We start from the raw sequence: 22,080 nt of genomic DNA, 5'->3' as shown, positions 1-22,080 counted from the left end.
CAGACTAATTAGCGTTTATGAAATTGTAATAAGAAATTTTTTTCACTTTGAAAAACTGGAAATATTTCATTTTAAAGCTTGGCTTTTCGTGGAGAACTTAACGCTGGAAGCAGACCCGTTCTCTGAATACAGGACACGCCCTTCGAACGTGTTCGCCTCTGCATTCATTCAATCCAGTGCCGCGCCTGCAATGGAAATCGCCAGGCGCAACACTGAAACGCACACTTTGTACTGCACCAAGGTCCAGTCATGACGTCTGAGAACAAACCGTTGCACCATGCAGCGTTGAATTTGCCGCGCCTCCACCAGAGCACCCTGATCGAACGCTTTGCGATACCCGGGCTGGTACTGGCATTCGTGGTGTTTTATCTGCTGCCGCTGATGACCCACGGTCTGTGGATTCCCGATGAAACCCGCTATGGGCAGATCAGCCAGGAAATGCTGCAGAGCGGCAACTGGGTGGCGCCGCACTTCATGGGCATTCGCTATTTCGAAAAACCGATTGCCGGCTACTGGATGATTGCCATCGGCCAAGCCATTTTCGGTGAAAACCTGTTTGGCGTACGCATCGCCTCGGCGCTCAGCACGGGCGTGAGCGTCTGGCTGGCCTATCTGCTGGCCCGTCGCCTGTGGAACAACCCGCGAATCAGTGCCGCTTGTGCCCTCCTTTATATGAGCTTCGGCCTGATCGCAGGGCAAGCCGGCTATGCCAACCTCGATCCGCAATTCACCTTGTGGGTCAACCTCAGCCTGGTGGCGATCTGGTTTGCCATCGACAGCAATACCCCCCGCGCGCGTCTGGGCGGCTGGGCATTGCTGGGATTCGCTTGTGGCATGGGCCTGATGACCAAAGGTTTCCTCGCCCTGATGCTGCCGGTGCTGATTGCCCTGCCCTACATGATCTGGCAGCGACGCTTTGGTGAGCTGGTGCGTTATGGTCTGGTCGCCGTGGCGGTGGCCGCGCTGGTCAGCGTGCCATGGGCACTGGCCGTGCATTACCGTGAACCGGATTTCTGGCGATTCTTCTTCTGGCACGAACACATCCGGCGTTTTGCCGCCGGCGAAGACGCACAGCACGCACGACCATGGTGGTTCTACCTGCCGTTGCTGTTTGCTTCTACCTTGCCATGGGCCCTGCTGTTGCCTTCGACACTGCTGCGCACCTGGCGCGAAAAACGCGATCCGAAAATCGCCTTCCTCGCCTTGTGGTTCCTGCTGCCGCTGGCATTTTTCAGCGCGAGCAGCGGCAAACTGCCGACCTACATCATGCCGTGCCTGCTGCCGTTGGCCCTGTTGATGGGCTACACGGTAATGAACTGGATAGCTGACCAGAACGGGCGCGTCTTGCGCATCAATGGTGTGGTCAACGTGTTGCTGGCCATTGCGGCGCTGGTTGCACTGATCTACCTGCAAGCGACCCGTGAAATTTACGAACACACCGAAATGTTCAGTCTGTCGCTGGGTTATATCGTGTTGCTCGGCTGGCTCATTGCCGGCGCGCTGCAAACCGTGCGCCCACTGACGCTGTGGGCGATGCCGGCGCTGGGCATCGGCTTGCTCGTCGCACTGCTGCCTGCCGCCATGCCTGCGACCATCGTCAACAGCAAGATGCCGGATCAGTTCATTGCCGAACACCAGCAGGAACTCAGCCAGACCCGCTCGTTGCTGAGTAACGACCTGGGGGCCGCCTCTGCGTTGTCATGGCGCTTGCGTCGCCCGCAAGTCGACCTGTTCAACACCGTTGGCGAGCTCAAGTACGGCCTCGATGACCCGGCCATGGCGTCACGCAAGGTCAGCCTCGACGGTGTAGGCGAGTGGATGACCGAAGCGCGCAAAAAAGGCTCGGTGGGTGTGGTGATGCGCGTCAACAGCACCTCCGACGAACAACAACTTGAGCTGCTGCCGATCGATGGTCAGCACTTCCGGCGCGGCAACCTGGAAATCTTCATTTTTGCCCAGAGCAAACCATGACCGCAGACAAAAAAGATCGGGGCGCGTTGCTGCTTCTGCTGGCCGCGACTGCCCTGCTGTTACTGCTCGGCCTGGGCAGTCGTGAGCTGTGGGGGGCGGAAACCCGCTGGGCCAACATCGCCTTGCAGATGCTGCAGAGCGGCGACTATTTCGACCCCTATCTCAAGGGCAGCCCCTATTACGACAAGCCGCTGCTGTCGTACTGGCTGATCACCGCCACCTCGTGGTTCACCGGTGGGCTGGGGCACTGGTCGCTACGCCTGTCCTCGGTGATTTCCGCGTGGTTCAGCGTGTGGCTGGTGTACCTGATCGGCGAGCAACTGTTTCGCAAAGGCACCGGGCTGATCGCCGGCTGGATGCTGGCGACCACGTTCTACTTCGTGTTCTGGGCCCGAGTCGCCACTGCCGACATCCTCACCGTCTGCGGTGTGCTGGCGGCCGTCTGGTGGTACTGGCGCGGCCCGGATGAAACCCGATTCTGGCGCTACGTGGTGTTCTTCGGCCTGCTGTCGCTGACCTCGCTGTTCAAAGGCCTGATCGGTTTCATTCTGCCGGGGCTGGTGCTGCTGCCGCACCTGCTCAGCGAGCACCGCTGGAAACGTCACCTGAACCTGCGACTGTTCGCGGCGATAGTGATCGCCGGGGCGTTTTACATGACGCCGTTCGTGCTCTCGCACTTCTACGGCGCGCCCAACTACGAACAAAGTGGCCTGGGGCTGGTACTGCGTGAAAACGTTGTGCGGTTTTTCCAGCCGTTTGATCAGTTCGGGCCGATTTACACCTACTTGATCTACCTGCCGGTCTACACCCTGCCCTGGGCGCCGTGCTGGTTGATCGCCTTGTGGGTGGCCGCGCGCAACTGGAAGCACATCGAACCGGATACCCGCTGGCTGATTCAAGGGCTCGCGTTGCTGATGCTGTTCTTCACCGCCAGTGGCAGTCGCCGCAGCTATTACGTCTTGCCGCTGGTGCCCTTCGCGCAACTGCTGGGTGCCTGGTGGGTAACCCGGCGCATGGCCGCTCGCCACAGCGAAGGCCGTGGGCTGAAGATCGGTTTCGCTGTCACCACCGTGTTGCTTGCCGCGATTCTGGGTGTGCTTTACCCGTGGACCAACAGCGGCGGCGGTGTCATCCGCTTCGGCGAACAGGTTCGCGAGCAGGCCAGTCAGCAGGCACCGTTGAATCAATGGCGCATGGTCATGGTCGAGGTCGACAACAAAGTGCCGATGTACCTGCAAACCGGTGGTGCACCGTTCTACTACGTGCCGGAAACGATTCAGGACTTTCCGCACAATGGTGACACAGCAACGCTGATCGCCTGGCTGGAACGCACCAGCGGAGAACGGTGGGACCCGCAACGCACGATTTTCGTGGCGCAATACCGTTCCGGTGACGCCGTGCCGCTCGATGCGCTGAAGGCTGACCATCAGGTCATCACCACCACGCCCACCCGTGGCGAGCAGGTCTTTCACGGGCGGGAAGACCAGAGCGTGGCCTACATCCCCCACTCCTGAGCGATGACGTTAAGACAAAAGTAGAGAGTCGCGGTAAATTTGAATGGCAATGACAACTATTAACGGCTTCTTTGACGTTTTTTTCTCATTTGCCACCCTACATTGCCGCGACTCGACACTTGCAAATCGTTCGCATTGTTTCCTGCGAGGGTTTGCTCATAACGTCTGAAAACAGGAGCTGCCCGAATGAATCCACGCCTTCCATCCATCTTCAAGCGCGCATTGCTCGCCACCGCGTTGCTCGGCACCGGGCATGCAGTTGCCGCCGACTCGGTAGGTCTGGTGGTTTACAACGCGCAGCATGAAACGCTGACCAAGGCCTGGGTGGCCGGTTTCACCGAGGAAACCGGGATTCCGGTGACCATTCGCAACGGCGATGACACCGAGATGGGCAACCAGCTCGTGCAGGAAGGCGCCGCCTCGCCGGCAGACGTATTCCTCACCGAGAACTCCCCGGCGATGGTGCTGGTGGACAACGCCAAACTGTTTACGCCGCTGGCGCCCGCGACCCTTGAGCAAGTCGACGCTGCCTACCGTCCGGCCCACGGCAATTGGGTCGGCATCGCTGCCCGTTCCACCGTGTTCGTCTACAACCCGAGCAAACTGACTGAAAAGGACTTGCCCAAATCCCTGCTCGACCTCGCCACTCCGGCCTGGAAAGGCCGGTGGGCCGCCTCCCCGGCTGGCGCCGACTTCCAGGCGATCGTCGCCGCTGTGCTGCAACAGAAAGGCGAAGCCGCCACGCTGGAATGGCTCAAGGGCATGAAGACCAACGCCACGATCTATCGCGGCAACAGCGCGGTGCTCAAAGCGGTGAACGCCGGGCAGATCGACAGCGGCGTGATCTACCACTATTACAGCTTCGTCGATCAATCCAAGACCGGCGAGAACAGCAAAAACACCCAGTTGTACTACTTCAAACATCAGGATCCGGGCGCGTTCGTCAGCACCTCCGGCGCCGGCGTGCTGGCATCGAGCAAGCATCAGGATGAAGCGCAGAAGTTCGTCCAATACATCACCAGCAAGGAAGGTCAGGAAGTACTCGAAACCGGCACCTCCTTCGAATACGCCGTGGGTAAAGACGCGCCGTCCAATCCGAAGCTGACCCCGCTGAAAACCCTCGATGCGCCGAAAGTCGATGCGTCGACCCTCGACAGCAAAAAAGCCGTCGAGCTGATGACCCAGGCCGGGTTGCTCTAAGTGATGCCCAAAACCTTGCCTGCAACGGCCGTGGTGACGGCCCCCGCCAACCTCCTCCACCCGCCCCGCACGCTGGCCGGGCGCGGCAGTTCGTGGGTGGTGAGCTCGGCGGTGCTGGTGTCGTTGCTGTCACTGCTGCCGATTGCCTTCGTGATCGGCGTGGCGTGGTACACCGGTTGGGCGACCATCGAAGCCTTGGTGTTCCGCCCGCGGGTCGGCGAGTTGCTGATCAACACCGTGCTGCTGGTGCTGATCACCTTGCCGCTGTGCATTGTGCTCGGGACAACCCTGGCCTGGCTGACCGAACGCAGCAATCTGCCCGGCCGGCGTCTGTGGTCCCTGCTGGCGGTTGCGCCACTGGCCGTGCCGGCGTTCGTCCACAGTTATGCATGGGTCAGTCTGATTCCGTCGATCCACGGTCTGCCGGCCGGCGTGCTGGTGTCGGTGATCGCCTATTTCCCGTTTCTGTATTTGCCGATTGCCGCGACCTTGCGCCGTCTCGATCCGGCGATTGAAGATGTCGCTCAGTCCCTCGGGCTGAAGCCGTGGGCGGTGTTTTTCCGGGTGGTGTTGCCGCAACTGCGGCTGGCCATCTGCGGTGGAGCCTTGTTGGTCGGCCTGCATTTGCTGGCCGAATACGGCTTGTACGCGATGATCCGTTTCGACACTTTCACCACGGCGATCTTCGATCAGTTCAAATCGACCTTCAACGGCCCGGCCGCCAACATGCTCGCTGGCGTTCTGGCGCTGTGCTGCCTGGCGATGCTCACGGCGGAATCCGCTGCTCGTGGCCAGGCGCGTTATGCGCGGGTCGGTTCCGGCAGCGCCCGGGATCAGCGCAGCGTGCAACTGGGGCGCGGCGCGACAACCTTGGCGCTGCTGCTGCAAACGCTGACGTGCCTGTTGGCACTGGGTGTGCCGTTGCTCACGTTGGGCCGCTGGCTGGTGGCCGGTGGTGTGCAGGTCTGGCAAGGCGACGAGCTGTTGCCAGCCTTGCTGCAAACCCTGTCGTATGGCGTGGCCGGCGCATTGTTGACCAGTGTCGCGGCGATTCCCATTGCGTGGCTGTCGATCCGCTCTCCGGGCAAGCTCCAGCGCTTGCTGGAAGGCTGCAACTACATCACCAGTTCACTGCCCGGCATTGTCGTTGCTTTGGCGCTGGTCACCGTGACCATTCATTTCGCCCGGCCGATCTACCAGACCACCATCACGGTGCTCTTGGCCTATCTGCTGATGTTCCTGCCGCGGGCGCTGGTCAGTCTGCGCGCCGGTTTCGCGCAAGCCCCGGTCGAGCTGGAAAACATCGCACAAAGCCTTGGCCGCTCGCCGTTGCGCGCATTGTGGCTGATCACTGTGCGCCTGGCGGCCCCCGGCGCGGCGGCAGGTGCGGCGCTGGTGTTCCTGGCAATCACCAATGAGCTGACCGCAACCCTGCTGCTCGCGCCCAACGGCACGCGCACCCTCGCTACCGGTTTCTGGGCGATGACCAGCGAAATCGATTACGCCGCCGCAGCGCCTTACGCGCTTTTGATGATCCTGCTTTCACTGCCGCTGACGGCCATTCTCTATCACCAATCCAGGCGTACCGCTGGCCGATGAACGCTCTCGAACTGCACAACCTCAGTAAAACCTTCGGCGCGCAAAAGGCGCTCGACGACGTCAGCCTCAACGTACCGACCGGCAGCCGCACAGTGATCGTCGGCCCCTCCGGTTCCGGCAAAACCACGCTGTTGCGGATGATCGCCGGGTTCGAATTCCCCGACAGCGGCAGCCTTACGCTCAACGGTCAGACGCTGGTGGACCGCAGCCACGCGGTGCCGGCCTATCAACGGCAGATCGGTTACGTGCCGCAGGACGGTGCGTTGTTCCCGCACATGACGGTGGCGGCGAACATCGGCTTCGGCCTGGCCCTGACCGGAGCGGCCCGCACCCAGCGCATCCTTGAGTTGATGGATAGCGTGGCGCTCGACGCCAACATGGCCCAACGTTGGCCGCATGAGCTGTCGGGCGGCCAGCAACAGCGGGTCTCGCTGGCCCGCGCTCTGGCGCAACAACCACGACTGATGCTGCTGGATGAGCCGTTCTCCGCCCTCGACACCGGTTTGCGCAGTGCCATGCGCAAAATGGTTGCGCGCCTGCTCGAAGACGCCGGCGTCACCACCATTCTGGTGACCCACGATCAGAGCGAGGCGTTATCGTTTGCCGATCAATTGGCCGTGATGCGCAGTGGCCGGCTGGTGCAGTCCGGGCATCCGATGGATCTCTACCGCTATCCGCAGGATGAACAGACCGCGCACTTTCTCGGCGAAGCGGTGGTCCTGCCCGCGCAGATCGAGGCGGGTTGGGCGCATTGCGATCTGGGTCAGGTGGCGGTGAACAGCAACGGTTTCAGTGGCGCCGCGCAAATCATGCTGCGCCCCGAACAACTGCTGATCGCCGAGGTGGCCTCTGACAGTCATGGCTGCCACGCGCGGGTCACCGACCGTGATTTTGCCGGCAACACCTGCACCTTGACGGTTGAACTGAGTTCATCCGCGACGCAGGATCCGGCCCGTTCGATTCTGGTGCGCAGCACCGGTATGCACGCACCGCCCGCCGGCAGCGCGGTGCAACTGTCGGTGCTCGGTGCGGCGCATGTGTTTGGCCTGAACTGATCAGAGATCGAAGCGATCCACCGCCCGCCGCCGCTCGTTGTCATCGCGCACATCGTAGTTGGCTGTGGTCTGGATGTTGCTGTGATGCGCCAGTTTCTGCGCAAGCGACAGGTCGTGCTCCTCGATCACCCGAGTGATGAACGAGCGACGGAAGTCGTGGGGCATGATCTTCACTCCGACCTGCGTGCCGCGCTGACGGGCAATGTAGTAGATCGCATGCTTGGTAATTCGCTCGCGGGTGATGTGGCTGCCACGGCGAATGCGGTTGAACAGAAAGGCATCGTCGCTCTCGCCTTCCTTGAGCTGCGAACGGCGCAGTTCGAGCCACGCATCAAGCTTGCTGAATGCCCACGCCGGCGCGTACTTGATCAACTGCTTGTTGCCCTTGGCGGTGACGCACAGGCTGCGCTCGGTGAAGTCGACCTGATTCAGGTCCAGGTCCACCGATTCCGACTTGCGCATGCCGGTGCCGTACAGCAACGCGATGATTGCCGCATCGCGCAGGCCCTGCGGGCGCGGGTCGGCAGCGCAGACTTCCATCAATTCGTGAATCAGCGTGCGCTTGAGATTGCGCCCCTGGGACAACCGTGTGCCGGCAATGCCCTTGACCGAGCGCATCTTCAAAAGATGTTCCTGGCTGATCAGGCTCATGCGCCAGGCCTCGTTCATGACGCCGCGCACCGCATTCACATACAACGAAGAAGTGTTCGGTGCGTAGTTGTCTGCGCGTAATGCAGCGACCAGTGCAACAACATCTTCTGGTTGCAAGGCATGCCAGGGAATGTCTTCGACATTCATGTCTTCAAAGCCCAGGCGATCGGCCGCATCTTGCAGCACGTAACGCATGGTCAATTGGCTGGAGGGCGCCAAACGTGCGAGGTACAGACTCATCGGGTTGGCTTTTGGAGCGTCGGGGGTTGCAGCAACTAAATCAATCAAACGTTAAACCTTGAGTAAAAAATGTACAGCACTACAACAACTAACAAATGCAATGTACTTGAAGTAAAGAAGGTACTTGAGCGGAACTGTCCGACAAAAAACTGCGATGGACGGCAGAAGCCTGAACAGCGGCTGTATAAGTGACAGATAAACGATTCGCCAACCGGTTTTTCATGTTCCTTTCACAAAAACCGGCATAACCTTAATTCCCATAGGTTCGGTAGTGGCTATGCCCCAACCTGCCGGGCAAATCGTGAAAAGTCAATCTATCCCCGACGTCATGCTTTTTTTGCCAAGTTATTGATGCAGGAGCGCTTTTCTGTGTCTACGCTGAGGCTGGATCCAATAATCGCGTGAATCCATCCTTTATTTTTTTGTAATGAGGTGCCCATGAGTCAGGCGTTTCTCCCCTTCTCTCGCCCCAGTATCGGCGATGAGGAAATTGCCGCTGTCGAGCAGGTGTTGCGCTCGGGCTGGATCACCACGGGGCCGAAAAACCAGGCACTCGAAGAGCAATTTGCGCAGTACGTGGGTTGCAAGCACGCGGTGGCCTTGTCTTCGGCCACCGGCGGGATGCACATCACACTGCTGGCCCTGGGCATCGGCCCGGGCGACGAAGTCATCACCCCGTCGCAGACCTGGGTCTCGACCGCCAACATGATCTCCCTGCTGGGCGCCAAACCGGTGTTCGTCGATGTCGACCGCGACACGCTGATGACCGACGCTGCGCGCATCGAAGCGGCCATCACTCCGCGAACCAAGGCGATCATCCCGGTGCACTATGCCGGCGCTGCATTCGATCTCGATCCGCTATATGCCCTGGCTGACAAGCACGGCATTCCGGTCATCGAAGACGCCGCCCACGCTGCCGGCACCCGCTACAAGGGCCGTCATGTCGGTTCGCAAGGCACGGCGATCTTCTCGTTCCACGCGATCAAGAACATGACCTGTGCCGAAGGCGCGATGTTCGTCACCGACGACGAAGCCCTCGCCAGCCGCGTGCGCATGCTCAAATTCCACGGTCTGGGCGTTGACGCCTATGACCGTCTGACCGGTGGCCGCAAGCCGCAGGCGCAGGTGATGGAACCGGGCTTCAAGTACAACCTGGCCGACATCAACGCCGCGATTGCCCTGGTGCAACTGCAGCGTCTGGACGAAATCAACGCCCGCCGCACCGAACTGGCCACCAGCTACCTGCAAAAATTCGAAGGCCTGCCAGTGCAACCGCTGGCCCTGCCCGACTACGCCCAGCAACACGCCTGGCACCTGTTCATCCTGCGCATCGACAGCGAGCGTTGCGGCATGGACCGCGAAGCCTTCATGAAGGCATTGCAGGATCAGGGCATCGGCACCGGTATCCATTTCATCGCCACCCACCTGCACACCTGGTATCGCCAGCGTGACCCTGACCTCTACCTGCCCAACACCGAATGGAACTCGGCGCGGCTGTGCTCGATTCCGCTGTTCCCCGACATGACCGGTCAAGACCTTGATCGCGTTGTCGGTGCCATCGCTCAAATCATGGAAAAACGCCTGTGAAACCTTATCCAATCCGTAGCGTGTCGATCGTCATCCCGGTCTACAACGAACAGGAAAGCCTGCCGGAACTGCTGCGTCGCACCGAAGCGGCCTGCCACCAGTTGCATCACGACTTTGAAATCGTGCTGGTCGACGACGGCAGCCGCGACGAGTCGGCCAACATGCTTGAAGAAGCCGCCGGACGTGAAAACAGCCCGTTCGTGGCGGTCATTCTCAACCGCAACTACGGTCAGCACGCCGCGATCATGGCCGGTTTCGAACAGTGCAAGGGCGACGTGGTCATCACCCTCGATGCCGACCTGCAGAACCCGCCGGAGGAAATCCCGCGGCTGGTGGCCGAAGCCGAAAAAGGTTACGACGTGGTCGGCACCGTGCGCGGCAATCGTCAGGACTCGGCGCTGCGCCGTTATCCGTCGAAGCTGATCAACCTGGCCGTGCAGCGCTCCACCGGCGTCGCGATGAGCGACTACGGCTGCATGCTGCGCGCCTACCGCCGCACCATCATCGACGCGATGCTCGCCTGCCGTGAACGCAGCACGTTCATTCCGATCCTGGCCAACAGCTTCGCCCGTCACACCACCGAAATCGTCGTGGCCCACGCCGAGCGTGAACACGGCGACTCGAAATACAGCCCGATGCGCCTGATCAACCTGATGTTCGATCTGATCACCTGCATGACCACCACCCCACTGCGTTTGCTGAGCATCGTCGGCTTCGCCATGGCCGGGCTGGGTGTGCTGTTCGCCGTCGCGCTGATCGTTCTGCGCCTGGCGTTCGGTGCCGGTTGGGCCGGTGACGGCATGTTCGTGCTGTTCGCCGTACTGTTTGTGTTTACCGGTGGCCAGTTCATCGGCATGGGGCTGCTGGGTGAATACCTCGGTCGCATGTACAGCGATGTGCGCGCCCGTCCGCGTTTCTTCATCGAAAAGGTGTTGCGCAGCCAGCCGGCCGATCCGGCCCCTGCCGTCACCGTTGATGGTCTTTCTTCTACCGCTACTTCTTCCACTTCCGATCAGGTTCTCTCATGAGTGCAAAAACTGTTGTCTTCGCCTACCACGATATTGGCTGCGCCGGCATTGAAGCCCTGCTCAACAGCGGCTTTGACATTGCAGCAGTGTTCACTCACGCCGATGATCCGAAAGAAAACGCGTTCTATGCCTCGGTGGCCCAGCTGTGCGCCAACAAAGGCATCCCGGTACACGCGCCGGAAGACGCCAACCACCCACTGTGGATCGAGCGCATCGCCAAGCTGGACCCGGAATACATCTTCTCCTTCTACTACCGCAACCTGCTGAGCGAGCCACTGCTGGCCCTGGCCAAAAAAGGCGCGTTCAACCTGCACGGTTCGCTGCTGCCACGCTATCGCGGCCGCGCTCCGGCGAACTGGGTGCTGGTCAACGGCGAAACCGAAACCGGCGTGACCCTGCACCGCATGGTCAAGCGCGCCGATGCCGGCGCCATCGTTGCTCAACAGCGTGTTGCCATCGAACGCAGCGACACCGGCCTGACCCTGCACGCCAAACTGCGCACCGCCGCCAGCGACCTGCTGCGCGACACCCTGCCGAACATGCTGCAAGGCAAGATCACTGAAACCCCGCAGGACGAATCGAAAGCCACCGTGTTCGGTCGCCGCACCCCGGCGGACGGCAAGCTGGTCTGGGCCAAACCGGCCGAAGAACTGTTCAATCTGGTGCGCGCCGTGACCCGTCCTTACCCGGGCGCCTTCTGCGCCGTGGGCGAGCACAAACTGATCGTCTGGAGCGCCGACGTCGTCAAGGGCAACGAAGGTCAGGCGCCAGGTCGCGTGATCAGCGTCGATCCGCTGCGCATTGCCTGCGGTCAGGACTCGCTGGTGATCAACGCCGGTCAGCGCAACGACAACGGTCTGTACCTCAGCGGCCCGCAACTGGCCAACGAACTGGGTCTGGTGGATGGTTCGCTGCTGCGCGGTGCCGAATCCGGGCGTGCGCCACGTCGTACCCGCGTGCTGATCCTCGGTGTCAACGGTTTCATCGGTAACCACCTGTCCGAGCGCCTGCTGCGTGACGACCGCTACGAAGTCTACGGTCTGGACATCGGCTCCGACGCCATCGACCGCCTGCGCAGCCACCCGAACTTCCACTTCGTCGAAGGCGACATCAGCATTCACTCCGAGTGGATCGAGTACCACATCAAGAAGTGCGACGTGGTCCTGCCGCTGGTGGCCATCGCCACGCCGATCGAATACACCCGCAACCCGCTGCGCGTATTCGAACTGGACTTCGAAGAGAACCTGAAACTGGTTCGCTACTGCGTCAAGTACAACAAGCGCGTGATCTTCCCGTCGACCTCCGAAGTCTATGGCATGTGCCAGGACAAGAACTTCGACGAAGACAGCTCGAACCTGATCGTTGGCCCGATCAACAAGCAGCGCTGGATCTACTCGGTCTCCAAGCAACTGCTGGACCGCGTGATCTGGGCTTACGGCGCCAAGGGCCTGAACTTCACCCTGTTCCGTCCGTTCAACTGGATGGGCCCGCGTCTGGACCGTCTGGATTCGGCGCGTATCGGCAGCTCCCGCGCCATCACCCAGTTGATCCTCAACCTGGTGGAAGGCACGCCAATCCGCCTGTTCGACGGTGGCGAGCAGAAGCGTTGCTTCACTGACATCGCTGACGGCGTTGAAGCCCTGGCGCGCATCATCGACAACGACAACGATGTCTGCAACGGCCAGATCATCAACATCGGCAACCCGGACAACGAGGCCAGCATCCGTCAACTGGGCGAGGAGCTGCTGCGTCAGTTCGAAGCACACCCGCTGCGCCACAACTTCCCGCCGTTCGCCGGTTTCCGCGACGTGGAAAGCAAGGCGTTCTACGGTGCCGGTTACCAGGACGTGGAACACCGCAAGCCAAGCATCGCCAACGCCAAGCGCCTGCTGAACTGGGAGCCGACCGTGGAAATGCGCGAGACCATCGGCAACACCCTGGACTTCTTCCTGCGTGAAGCCATGCTCGAAATCGCGGACAAGAAGTAATGCAGGCAGGTCTTCGTATCGATGTCGACACCTACCGCGGCACCCGAGAAGGTGTGCCGCGACTGTTGGAGATGCTCGACGAGGCGCAGGTCAAGGCAACGTTTTTCTTCAGTGTCGGCCCGGACAACATGGGCCGGCATCTGTGGCGCCTGATCCGCCCGCAGTTCCTCTGGAAAATGCTGCGTTCCAACGCTGCCGGCCTCTACGGCTGGGACATTCTGCTGGCCGGCACCGCCTGGCCCGGCAAACCGATTGGCCGTGATCTCGGACACCTGATGCGTCAGGCCCGGGACGCCGGTCACGAGGTTGGCCTGCACGCCTGGGATCACCATGGCTGGCAGGCCAATGCCGGGCGCTGGAGTGACGCGCAACTGATCGAACAGATCCGTTGCGGCGTCGACACCTTGAGCGACATCCTCGGGGAAAAGATCCAGTGTTCGGCCGCCGCCGGTTGGCGTGCGGACGAGCGCGTGATCGAGGCCAAGCAGACTTTCGGCTTTCGCTACAACAGCGATTGCCGTGGGCAGAGCCTGTTCCGTCCGCTGCTGGCGGACGGCACACCGGGCACGCCGCAGATTCCAGTGGACCTGCCGACCTTCGATGAAGTTGTCGGCCCGCACGTGGCGGCGAAGGACTTCAACGCCTTCATCCTCGACCGGTTCCAGTCGCAAGCACTCAATGTCTACACCATTCATGCCGAAGTAGAAGGGATTCTGATGGCTCAGGACTTTCGTCAATTGCTGGCCGATGCACGCCAGCGCCACATTGACTTCCAACCCTTGGGCAACTTGCTGCCCGAGTATTTCAACACCTTGCCCGTGGGCCGCGTGCAACGCGGTGCGCTCGAAGGCCGCGAAGGCTGGCTGGGAGTGCAAGGCGCATGACCAGACGCTGGGCACTGCCGCTGTTGGTCGGCCTTTGTCTGCTGGCCTATCTGTTGCCGTTGAGCACCCATGGCCTGTGGATCCCCGACGAAACCCGTTACGCACAGATCAGTCAGGACATGCTGCTCAGTGGCAACTGGGTGTCGCCGCATTTCATGGGCCTGCGGTATTTCGAGAAGCCGATTGCCGGCTACTGGATGATCGCCATCGGCCAGGAACTGTTCGGGCAGAACCTGTTCGGCGTGCGCTTCGCGTCGGCCCTCAGCACGGCTTTGAGTGTGTTGCTGGCCTACCTGGTCGCGCGCAGGCTATGGAACGATCCGCGCAAGAGCTTCGTCTGTGCCCTGCTCTACATGAGTTTCACCGTCGTCGCCGGTCAGGCCGGGTACGCCAACCTCGATCCGCAGTTCACCTTCTGGGTCAACCTGAGTCTGGTGGCGCTGTTGTTTGCGCTTGACAGCAAAAGCACCGGGCACCGTCTGGGCGCCTGGGCGCTGCTGGGGCTGGCCTGCGGCATGGGCTTCATGACCAAGGGCTTTCTCGCCTGGTTGCTGCCGGTGCTGATCGCATTGCCGTGGATGCTCTGGCAGAAACGCTGGCGCGAACTGCTGATATTCGGCCCGGTCGCTATCGCTATCGCGATCATCGTCAGCTTGCCGTGGGCACTGGCGGTGCACGCACAGGAACCGGATTACTGGCGGTTTTTCTTCTGGCACGAACACATCCGCCGCTTCGCCGGTGACGATGCGCAGCACGATGCGCCATGGTGGTTCTATCTGCCGCTGTTGGTGGCGTTCAGTTTGCCGTGGGTTGGTCTGTTGCCGACTGCGTTCAAGCAAGCCTGGCAAACCCGGGCCCAGCCGAACATGGTTTTCCTGCTGTTGTGGCTGTGGTTGCCGCTGGGCTTTTTCAGCCTGAGCAACGGCAAGCTGCCGACCTACATCCTGCCGTGTCTGCTGCCATTGGCACTGCTGCTGGGCAATGCGCTGGCTGATCGTCTGCGTCTGGAACAAGGCCGGGCGCTGGGGATCAATGGTCTGCTGAACCTGCTGCTGGGTGTGGTCACGCTGATCGCACTGGTTTACCTGCAACTGAACAAACCGGTGTACGACCACGAACTGCACAGCATGGTGCTGGTGTTCATTGCGTTGATCGGCTGGATCATCGCCAACCTGGCGCAAGCGTTCCTGCCGCTGCAATGCTGGGCGGCACCGGCGCTGGGCAGCCTGTTGCTGGCCGGGATCCTGCCGGCGGCATTGCCCAAATCGGTGGTGGCCAACAAAACCCCGGATCAGTTCATCCGCCATCACGTCACTGAACTGTCCGGTGCCACGCACTTGCTGAGCAACGATCTGGGCGCCGCAGCGGCACTGGCCTGGCGCATGAAACAACCGCAAGTCGCGCTGTACAACACGGTCGGCGAACTCAAGTACGGTCTGTCCTACCCGGAAGGTGCTGAACGCCGACTCACCAAAGACAACGTTCAGCAATGGGTCCGTGAAGCGCGCCGCAGCGGCTCGGTCGGCGTGCTGATGCGCGTCAAGGGCCAGGACGAACTTGAAGAACTCGATCTGCTGCCTAAAGACGGTACCCGTTACGAATCGGGCAATCTGGTGATCATGGTGCTGCCCAAGGATCCGTCATGAGCTGGCTGCTGTTACTGACGGCGTGTCTGCTGACGTGTCTGGGGCAAGTCGCACAGAAACTCGCCGTGGAGAGCTGGCGCGGCGTTGAGTCGTCGTGGGCTGACAAACTGCGTTCACCGTGGTTGTGGCTGGCGCTGTTTTCACTCGGCAGCGGGCTGCTGGTCTGGCTGCTGGTGCTGCAGCGTCTTGAAGTGGGCATCGCTTACCCGATGCTCAGCCTCAACTTCGTACTGATCACCCTGATCGCCCGCTTCGTCTTTCACGAGCCCATCGACCGCCGGCATTGGCTGGGCGTGGCGCTGGTAATCGGTGGTGTGGTTTTGCTGGGGCAACAGTCATGAACCAGGTACGAGGTATCGGTTTTGCGCTGGCCAGCGTGGGCCTGGTCAGCGCTGCCCAGTTGGGCATGCGCTGGAGCATGACGCGCCTGCCGCAACCGGAACAATGGCTGGCGGCGTTGAGCACCGGCAGTGTCGATCTGTCGGCACTGGCCGTGGTGCTGGCGGCGATTTTCGCCTACGCCCTGTCGATGTTCTGCTGGCTCGCGGCCTTGCGCGATCTACCGCTGGGGCGGGCCTATTCGCTACTGAGCATCAGCTATGCGCTGGTGTACCTGCTGGCGGCCAGTCTGCCGCTGTTCAACGAATCGTTCAGTTTCACTAAATCGCTGGGCGTGGCACTGGTCATGCTCGGGGTCATCACTATTAACACTCGTCCGTCTCGTGCGCCCGAATTCAGGAGTGCTCCATGAAAATCACAGTATTTGGTAGCGGTTATGTCGGCCTGGTGCAGGCCGCCGTGTTGGCCGAAGTCGGTCACGACGTCGTGTGCATGGACATCGATCAGAAGAAAGTCGAACTGCTGCGCCAGGGTCACGTCAGCATCTTCGAACCGGGCCTGTCGAGCCTGGTGCGCGAAGGCCTGGACTCCGGCCGCCTGCATTTCACCTCTGATGAAAAACTTGCCGTGCAGCACGGTCGCGTTGCGTTCATCGCTGTCGGTACACCGTCCAGCGACGACGGCTCGGCGGATCTGAAATACGTGCTGTCGGTGGGTGACGCCGTGGCGCGCCACCGTGAGCAGCCGCTGATTCTGGTAGAGAAATCCACCGTGCCGGTCGGCACCGGCGACACCTTGCGTGCGCACATTCAGGCGGCGCTGGACAAGGCCGGTCGTGAACTGCAGTTCGATATCGTCTCCAACCCGGAATTCCTCAAGGAAGGTTCGGCGGTGGCCGACTGCCGTCGTCCCGATCGCATCGTCATCGGCTGCGAAGGTGACGAAGTGCAGGACGTGATGCGTGACCTGTACTCGCCGTTCAACCGCAACCATGACCGCATCATGTTCATGGACCTGCGCAGCGCCGAGCTCACCAAATACGCCGCCAACTGCATGCTGGCGACCAAGATCAGCTTCATCAACCAGATCGCCGAACTGGCCGAACACCTGGGCGCCGACATCGAATCGGTCCGTCAGGGCATCGGTGCCGACACGCGCATCGGTTACCACTTCATCTACCCGGGCTGCGGTTATGGCGGCTCGTGCTTCCCCAAAGACATGCGCGCGCTGATTCACAGCGCCGAGCAGGCGCACTGCTCCAGCGACCTGCTGCAAGCGGTCGAAGCGATCAACGAGCGGCAGAAGCACAAGCTGTTCGACCGTATCAACGCGTTCTACAAGGGTGACCTGCGCGGCAAGACCTTCGCCCTGTGGGGCCTGGCGTTCAAGCCGAACACCGACGACATGCGCGATGCACCGAGCCGCGTGCTGCTCGATTCGCTGTTCGCCGCCGGCGCCAGTGTGCGCGCGTTCGACCCGGAAGCGATGCAGGAAACCCAGCATCTGTACCCGAACGAAGAAAAACTGATGTTGATGGGCACGCCGGAATCGGTGCTGTCAGGTTCCGATGCGCTGATCATCTGCACCGAATGGCAGCAGTTCAAGGCGCCGGATTTCGACCTGATCGAGCAACGCCTGAAAGCCCCGGTGATCTTCGACGGCCGCAACCTGTACGACGCCGAGCGTCTGGCGCGCAACGGCTTCAAGTACTTCCCGATCGGCCGAGGCGATTCGCGCAAACTGCCGATGCCACTGCAGCAGTGGCCTAACAAAGCGGAAGTCGCTTGATCACGTTGTCGCCTGTCATCCGCCGGCAGTCCCTGATCGCAGGGCTGCTGGCACTGCTGTTGTTTATCGCCGGGGTTTACGGACAGGCTCCCATTGGCTTCGATTCACGTTTTGTGCTGTTTGCCCAAGAGATGCTCAGGCACGGGCCAACGGTATTCCCGACGACCTACGGGCAGCCGTACGCCGATTATTCGGCGCTTTCGACGCTGTTCATCTGGCTGTTGTCGCTGCCCTTCGGCGCGATCAACACCCTGACGGCATGGCTGCCCAGCGCCATTGCCGGCGGCGTGATCGTGACGTTGATGTACCGCTTGCTGGCGGTGCATTCGCAACGCTGGGCCTTGATCAGCATTGCGCTGCTGATGCTCACCAGCACCTTCGTTACCGAAGTGCGCGCCGTATCGCAGGACCTGATGCTCGCCGCCGTGGCGCTGTCGGTGTTTTATCTGGGCTACGCTCGCGACCACTTCGGTTCCGGCCCTCGCTGGCCGTTGATCTTCGCCCTGCTGTTGCTGGGCTTCGGGATTCGCGGGCCGATCGGCCTGGTGGTGCCGACCGGCATGCTCTGCAGTTACTACCTGCTCAATCGTGAGTGGAAACGCCTGTTGGTGTTCGGTGTGCTGGCGTCGATCCTGCTCGCCGCGTGCGTGGGGCTGCTGTTGTGGCTGGCCAGACTCAGTGGCGGCGAAGCGTTCCTGCAAGACGTGATCCGCATGCAGTTCATGGGGCGCATGGACGGCAGTGAAGGCGTCAGCGGTTCGCTGTATTACTTCACCAGTTCCATGGGAAACTACGCACTGGCATATCCGCTGGCGATCCTGGCGTTGGCGGCGACCTGGCTGAGCAAACCGCATCAGCGCGGGCCGGCCTTGCGTCTGGTGCAATACTGCGCGGCTGCCGGGCTGATCGTCATGGTTGGCCTGTCGATTCCGCAGGCAAAGAAGGCGCGTTACCTGCTGCCGATGTTGCCGATGGCGGCGATCATCGCGGCGTACCCGTTTCAGGTGCTGCACGGTCGGGTGTTCCGCGTATTGCGCGGGGTTATCCAAGGTATCTGGCTGGTGACGCCGGGACTGTTGATGGTGGCCCTGCTGGTTGCCAAACGCCGCTTCCCCGAGCAACTCGACAGTCTGACCCTGGTGCTGATCGTACTCGGTGTTCTGCAATTGCTCGCGTTGTCGCGCCTGTTGATGCCGCGTTGGCGTGCCGAAGTGCTGGCGCTGTGCTCGGTGCTCGCATTGTGGATGGTGTATGCCGCGGTGTTCGAACCGGTGGAGCGACGCTTGTACGACACGCAGGCGTTCAGTCGCGCCGCCTTCGCGCAGGTGCAGCAGAACCCGGCACCGCTGGTGCTGCACGGCATGGGGAAGGACGCCAAGGCGATCAAGTTCATGGTCAACGTCGAGCAGGACCTGCAACCGCAGTTCACCGAAACGGTGCAGCAACTCGAAGCCCTCAAAGGCCCGGCCTGGCTGATGATGGACAGCAAGGACCTGCAATCGCTGCAGGTCACCTCGCTGGCGGGTCTGCAACCGGTACTGACCGGCCGTTTCGACAAGAACGATTACGTGCTGTTGTACCTCAAACCCTTGTAGGAACTGATTGAGGCTGCGATCTTTTGCGCTTTCAGGAAAAAGATCGCAGCCTGCGGCAGCGCTTACAGGGGCTTTTACCATGAGTTTTGTTGTACGCCGGGCGCGGCAGAGTGACGCCGACGCCCTCCCCGCCATTGAACGCTCGGCCGCCGAGCTGTTTCGCTCAGATCCGACCCTCGCCTGGCTGGCCGACACCGACGTGGCCAGCACCGCGCAACATCGCCAATTCATCGACCATGCCCATGTCTGGGTCGCCGAAAACACCTCGGCGCAGCTCGCAGGGTTTATCCGCGCGCTGGATGTCGGCAAGCAACTGCACGTTGAGGAATTGTCCGTCAGCCTGGCGTTTCAGGGTCAGGGCGTGGGCCGTGATCTGCTGCTGGCCGCGATTGAACATGCCCGCCGCGAGCAGATGCGCGCCGTGACCCTGACTACGTTCCGCGACGTGCCGTGGAATGCGCCGTTTTATCAGCGGATGGGGTTTGTGGACGTCGCACCCGGTGAGCACGCAGCGCATTTGCTCGACGCTTTGCAGAAAGAAGTCGAGCATGGTTTTGCCGCCGAGCGCCGCTGCGCAATGCACCTGATATTGCCCTGACAGGGAAAATCCCTTGTAGGAACGAGCCTGCTCGCGATAGCGTCCTGTCAGTCAACTGCGTTGGCGCCCGACACTCGGTATTGGCGAGCAGGCTCGCTGCCACGCGGGTTTTCATCATAAAAATAAGGACATTTGCACTGCCGTGGCCACTTACTCCCGCCTGATACGCAGACTGATGATCACCTCGCTGAGCATCGTCATCAGCCGTGCCCTGATCAGTCCACTGCTGACCCTGTTCCTCAGCAACAAACTGGACCTCAACCCGCAGGACGTCGGTCTGCTGTTGGGCATCGCCGTGTTCAGTGCCACGCTGTTGTCGCTGTATGGCGGCTACATCATCGATCGCCTCGACAAGCGTCAGCTGTTGATCCTGACCATGCTCTCCAGCGGTGTCGGCCTGATGCTGCTGACCTTCGCGCAGAATCTGTACCTGGTCACGCTGGTGCTGATCATCAGTGAAACGGCGTCGGCACTGTTCCTGATCTGCTCCAAAGCGATGCTCAGTGAAAACCTGCCGGTCGGCCAGCGGGTCAAGGCGTTTTCACTGAACTACACGCTGACCAACATTGGCTACGCCGTGGGCCCGATGATCGGTGTAGTGATTGCCGGGGTTCAGCCTTCAGCGCCGTTTATCGTCGCCGGGCTGATTGCCGCCGGCAGCGTTTTGCTGCTGCTGGGCGTTTCCCGCGAGACCGGTCCGCTGTCGCCGGCCAGCCCGCCACAGAGTTTCCTGAACACCCTGATCATCCTGAAAAACGACCGCACGATGATCCTGTTCACCCTCGGTTGTCTGCTCAGCACCCTGGTCCACGGGCGCTTTACCCTGTACCTGTCGCAATACCTGCTGGTCACCCATACCCAAGAACAGACACTCGACACCATGGCCGCCCTGCTGGCCTGCAACGCGATCACGGTGATCCTGCTGCAATACCAGATCGGGCGTTTACTCAAGCGCGAGCACCTGCGGTTCTGGATTGCCGGCGGCACGGCGTTGTTCATCGTCGGTCTGATCGGTTTCAGCCTGGCGGACAGCCTCGTCGGCTGGTGCGTGGCGATGTTCATCTTCACCCTCGGCGAGATGATCATTTACCCGGCGGATTTCCTCTTCGTCGATACCCTCGCGCCGGAAGCGCTGCGCGGCAGTTATTACGGCGCGCAGAACCTCGCGGCACTGGGCGGTGCGCTGAGTCCGGTGATGTGCGGGTTCCTGCTGATGCACACGCCGGCGCCGAGCATGTTCTACGCCCTGAGCGCTTTGGCCGCGCTGGGGGGTTATTGGTGTGTTGTCAGTGGACGTCGCGTGGCCACAATTCAAAAATAATGCACTGAAGCAGCATTTATATGAATTTGTCAGCATCGAATTTGCACGGCACACTGTGCGCGTTCCTCCCCCAATAGTTGGAACGCTTAGAGGACTTTCCGAAACGGACAAGTCCTTTTTTTTGCCTCGATTTTACTGCCAAGGACCTGATTCACATGCTCGCTCGCTGGTTCCCCGCCGCCATCAACACCCGCCCCACCGAATGGAGCCGCGCCGCCATCGGTATGGCCTTGGGCACCTTGTTCAGTGTCTGGGCGTGCAGTCAGGTATTCGGCCATGAAGTGGCGTATCACCTGCTCGGGCCATTGGGTGCTTCGGCGGTGCTGTTGTTCGCCGTGTCCTCCGGCGCGCTGGCGCAGCCTTGGTCGATCATCGGCGGCTACCTGTGCGCCAGTGTCATTGCGTTGCTGGTGGCTCATGTTCTTGGGCGAACCCTGGGCAGTGCCTGTCTGGCGGCAGGCATGGCGCTGATTCTGATGTGCTGGTTGCGTTGCCTGCATCCACCGGCCGGCGCGCTGGCGCTGACACTGGTGCTGGCCGATCCGGCGACCATCGCCCTGGACTGGAAAGCCATGGAACCGGTGATGCTCGCCGCCGCGTGCATGCTGCTCAGTGCGCTGGCCTACAACAACCTGACGCGCATCCGCTACCCGAAACGCCCGGCCGAAACTGCGCCGCTGCAGACTCCCGTCGACAGCCAGTCAATTACCGCCGAGGATTTGAAACGGGCACTGGCCGAGATGGAAGCCTTTATCGACGTCACTCCCGAAGACCTCGAACAACTGATCCACGCCAGCGAACTGCACGCCAAACGCCGCAGCATCGGCGAAGTCTTCTCCTGACACCTCACGCACCCTGTAGGAGCTGTCGAGTGCAACGAGGCTGCGATCTTTTCAAGATCAAAAGATCGCAGCCTTCGGCAGCTCCTACACAAGCACATCCGATTTTTACCTAAGGCAAAAACGCAAACTCCCCCTGCACATATCCCGGTTGTACACGGCAAATTTGCACTGTTACGATCCGTTAACGCTCGCGCGCGAGCTTCTCGAATAAAGACAATAAAAGCAGGGAGTTAG

At 61.0% G+C, this 22,080-nt stretch carries 17 protein-coding genes and 1 pseudogene; 17 read left to right on the top strand and 1 reads right to left on the bottom strand.

The window, feature by feature from the left end; genetic code table 11:
* The first annotated feature begins 249 nt into the window (after positions 1 to 249).
* The 5 genes from arnT (GTQ41_RS13350) (at position 250) to GTQ41_RS13330 (ending at position 7,339) form a co-directional block, all read left to right on the top strand.
* The gene (gene arnT / locus GTQ41_RS13350) at positions 250 to 1,971 is read left to right on the top strand and encodes a lipid IV(A) 4-amino-4-deoxy-L-arabinosyltransferase (RefSeq protein ID WP_047294368.1); all 1,722 of its coding nucleotides are present in this window, start codon (positions 250 to 252) and stop codon (positions 1,969 to 1,971) included.
* On the top strand, positions 1,968 to 3,485 hold the full coding sequence (locus GTQ41_RS13345; RefSeq protein ID WP_047294366.1) for a glycosyltransferase family 39 protein: 1,518 nt from the start codon (positions 1,968 to 1,970) through the stop codon (positions 3,483 to 3,485). The genes arnT (GTQ41_RS13350) and GTQ41_RS13345 overlap by 4 nt, the downstream gene beginning before the upstream one ends.
* Positions 3,486 to 3,671: 186 nt before the next feature.
* Positions 3,672 to 4,685, top strand: a complete 1,014-nt coding sequence (locus GTQ41_RS13340) for an iron ABC transporter substrate-binding protein (protein ID WP_047294364.1) — start codon at positions 3,672 to 3,674, stop codon at positions 4,683 to 4,685.
* A gap of 3 nt (positions 4,686 to 4,688) precedes the next feature.
* A complete protein-coding gene (locus GTQ41_RS13335; protein WP_047294362.1) occupies positions 4,689 to 6,284 on the top strand; it encodes an iron ABC transporter permease in 1,596 nt (531 codons plus the stop codon).
* Positions 6,281 to 7,339: an ABC transporter ATP-binding protein gene (locus tag GTQ41_RS13330; protein ID WP_047294361.1), complete on the top strand. Its 1,059-nt coding sequence runs from the start codon at positions 6,281 to 6,283 to the stop codon at positions 7,337 to 7,339. Before GTQ41_RS13335 ends, GTQ41_RS13330 begins: the two co-directional genes overlap by 4 nt.
* Here the strand turns inward: GTQ41_RS13330 and GTQ41_RS13325 are convergent, their stop codons facing one another.
* The gene (locus GTQ41_RS13325; RefSeq protein WP_047294359.1) at positions 7,340 to 8,230 is read right to left on the bottom strand and encodes a tyrosine recombinase XerC; all 891 of its coding nucleotides are present in this window, start codon (positions 8,228 to 8,230) and stop codon (positions 7,340 to 7,342) included. It abuts the gene before it with no gap.
* Positions 8,231 to 8,668: 438 nt separating this feature from the next.
* Between GTQ41_RS13325 and arnB the strand changes: the two genes are divergently transcribed.
* The 12 genes and pseudogenes from arnB to GTQ41_RS13265 all read left to right on the top strand — a co-directional run bounded on the left by arnB (position 8,669) and on the right by GTQ41_RS13265 (position 21,846).
* Complete coding sequence (arnB, locus tag GTQ41_RS13320; protein ID WP_047294357.1) at positions 8,669 to 9,817, top strand: UDP-4-amino-4-deoxy-L-arabinose aminotransferase; 1,149 nt, start codon at positions 8,669 to 8,671, stop codon at positions 9,815 to 9,817.
* Complete coding sequence (gene arnC, locus GTQ41_RS13315) at positions 9,814 to 10,845, top strand: undecaprenyl-phosphate 4-deoxy-4-formamido-L-arabinose transferase (RefSeq protein WP_047294355.1); 1,032 nt, start codon at positions 9,814 to 9,816, stop codon at positions 10,843 to 10,845. The genes arnB and arnC overlap by 4 nt, the downstream gene beginning before the upstream one ends.
* Complete coding sequence (arnA, locus tag GTQ41_RS13310; protein ID WP_047294354.1) at positions 10,842 to 12,833, top strand: bifunctional UDP-4-amino-4-deoxy-L-arabinose formyltransferase/UDP-glucuronic acid oxidase ArnA; 1,992 nt, start codon at positions 10,842 to 10,844, stop codon at positions 12,831 to 12,833. Before arnC ends, arnA begins: the two co-directional genes overlap by 4 nt.
* Positions 12,833 to 13,717, top strand: a complete 885-nt coding sequence (gene arnD / locus GTQ41_RS13305) for a 4-deoxy-4-formamido-L-arabinose-phosphoundecaprenol deformylase (protein WP_047294353.1) — start codon at positions 12,833 to 12,835, stop codon at positions 13,715 to 13,717. The genes arnA and arnD overlap by 1 nt, the downstream gene beginning before the upstream one ends.
* Positions 13,714 to 15,363, top strand: a complete 1,650-nt coding sequence (arnT, locus tag GTQ41_RS13300) for a lipid IV(A) 4-amino-4-deoxy-L-arabinosyltransferase (RefSeq protein ID WP_047294352.1) — start codon at positions 13,714 to 13,716, stop codon at positions 15,361 to 15,363. The genes arnD and arnT (GTQ41_RS13300) overlap by 4 nt, the downstream gene beginning before the upstream one ends.
* Positions 15,360 to 15,704 carry a 4-amino-4-deoxy-L-arabinose-phosphoundecaprenol flippase subunit ArnE gene (gene arnE / locus GTQ41_RS13295; RefSeq protein ID WP_047294350.1) on the top strand — a complete coding sequence of 115 codons (345 nt, stop codon included), beginning with the start codon at positions 15,360 to 15,362 and terminating at the stop codon, positions 15,702 to 15,704. Before arnT (GTQ41_RS13300) ends, arnE begins: the two co-directional genes overlap by 4 nt.
* Complete coding sequence (arnF, locus tag GTQ41_RS13290) at positions 15,701 to 16,114, top strand: 4-amino-4-deoxy-L-arabinose-phosphoundecaprenol flippase subunit ArnF (RefSeq protein ID WP_047294349.1); 414 nt, start codon at positions 15,701 to 15,703, stop codon at positions 16,112 to 16,114. The genes arnE and arnF overlap by 4 nt, the downstream gene beginning before the upstream one ends.
* Positions 16,111 to 17,471, top strand: a pseudogene (locus GTQ41_RS13285) (UDP-glucose/GDP-mannose dehydrogenase family protein). Before arnF ends, GTQ41_RS13285 begins: the two are co-directional and overlap by 4 nt.
* Positions 17,472 to 17,486: 15 nt before the next feature.
* Positions 17,487 to 19,085: a glycosyltransferase family 39 protein gene (locus GTQ41_RS13280; protein ID WP_047294347.1), complete on the top strand. Its 1,599-nt coding sequence runs from the start codon at positions 17,487 to 17,489 to the stop codon at positions 19,083 to 19,085.
* Between the two features lie 79 nt (positions 19,086 to 19,164).
* Entirely contained in the window at positions 19,165 to 19,683 is a 519-nt protein-coding gene (locus GTQ41_RS13275; RefSeq protein ID WP_047294346.1) for a GNAT family N-acetyltransferase, read from the top strand.
* 142 nt (positions 19,684 to 19,825) lie between these two features.
* Complete coding sequence (locus GTQ41_RS13270; protein ID WP_047294345.1) at positions 19,826 to 21,004, top strand: MFS transporter; 1,179 nt, start codon at positions 19,826 to 19,828, stop codon at positions 21,002 to 21,004.
* A gap of 155 nt (positions 21,005 to 21,159) precedes the next feature.
* The gene (locus GTQ41_RS13265) at positions 21,160 to 21,846 is read left to right on the top strand and encodes an HPP family protein (RefSeq protein ID WP_047294344.1); all 687 of its coding nucleotides are present in this window, start codon (positions 21,160 to 21,162) and stop codon (positions 21,844 to 21,846) included.
* The last annotated feature ends 234 nt before the right edge of the window (positions 21,847 to 22,080 follow it).

This window comes from Pseudomonas sp. AN-B15, assembly GCF_019056475.1.
In the GTDB taxonomy this organism is placed as follows: domain Bacteria; phylum Pseudomonadota; class Gammaproteobacteria; order Pseudomonadales; family Pseudomonadaceae; genus Aquipseudomonas; species Aquipseudomonas parakoreensis.
This window is presented reverse-complemented; position numbering and strand designations above follow the sequence as displayed.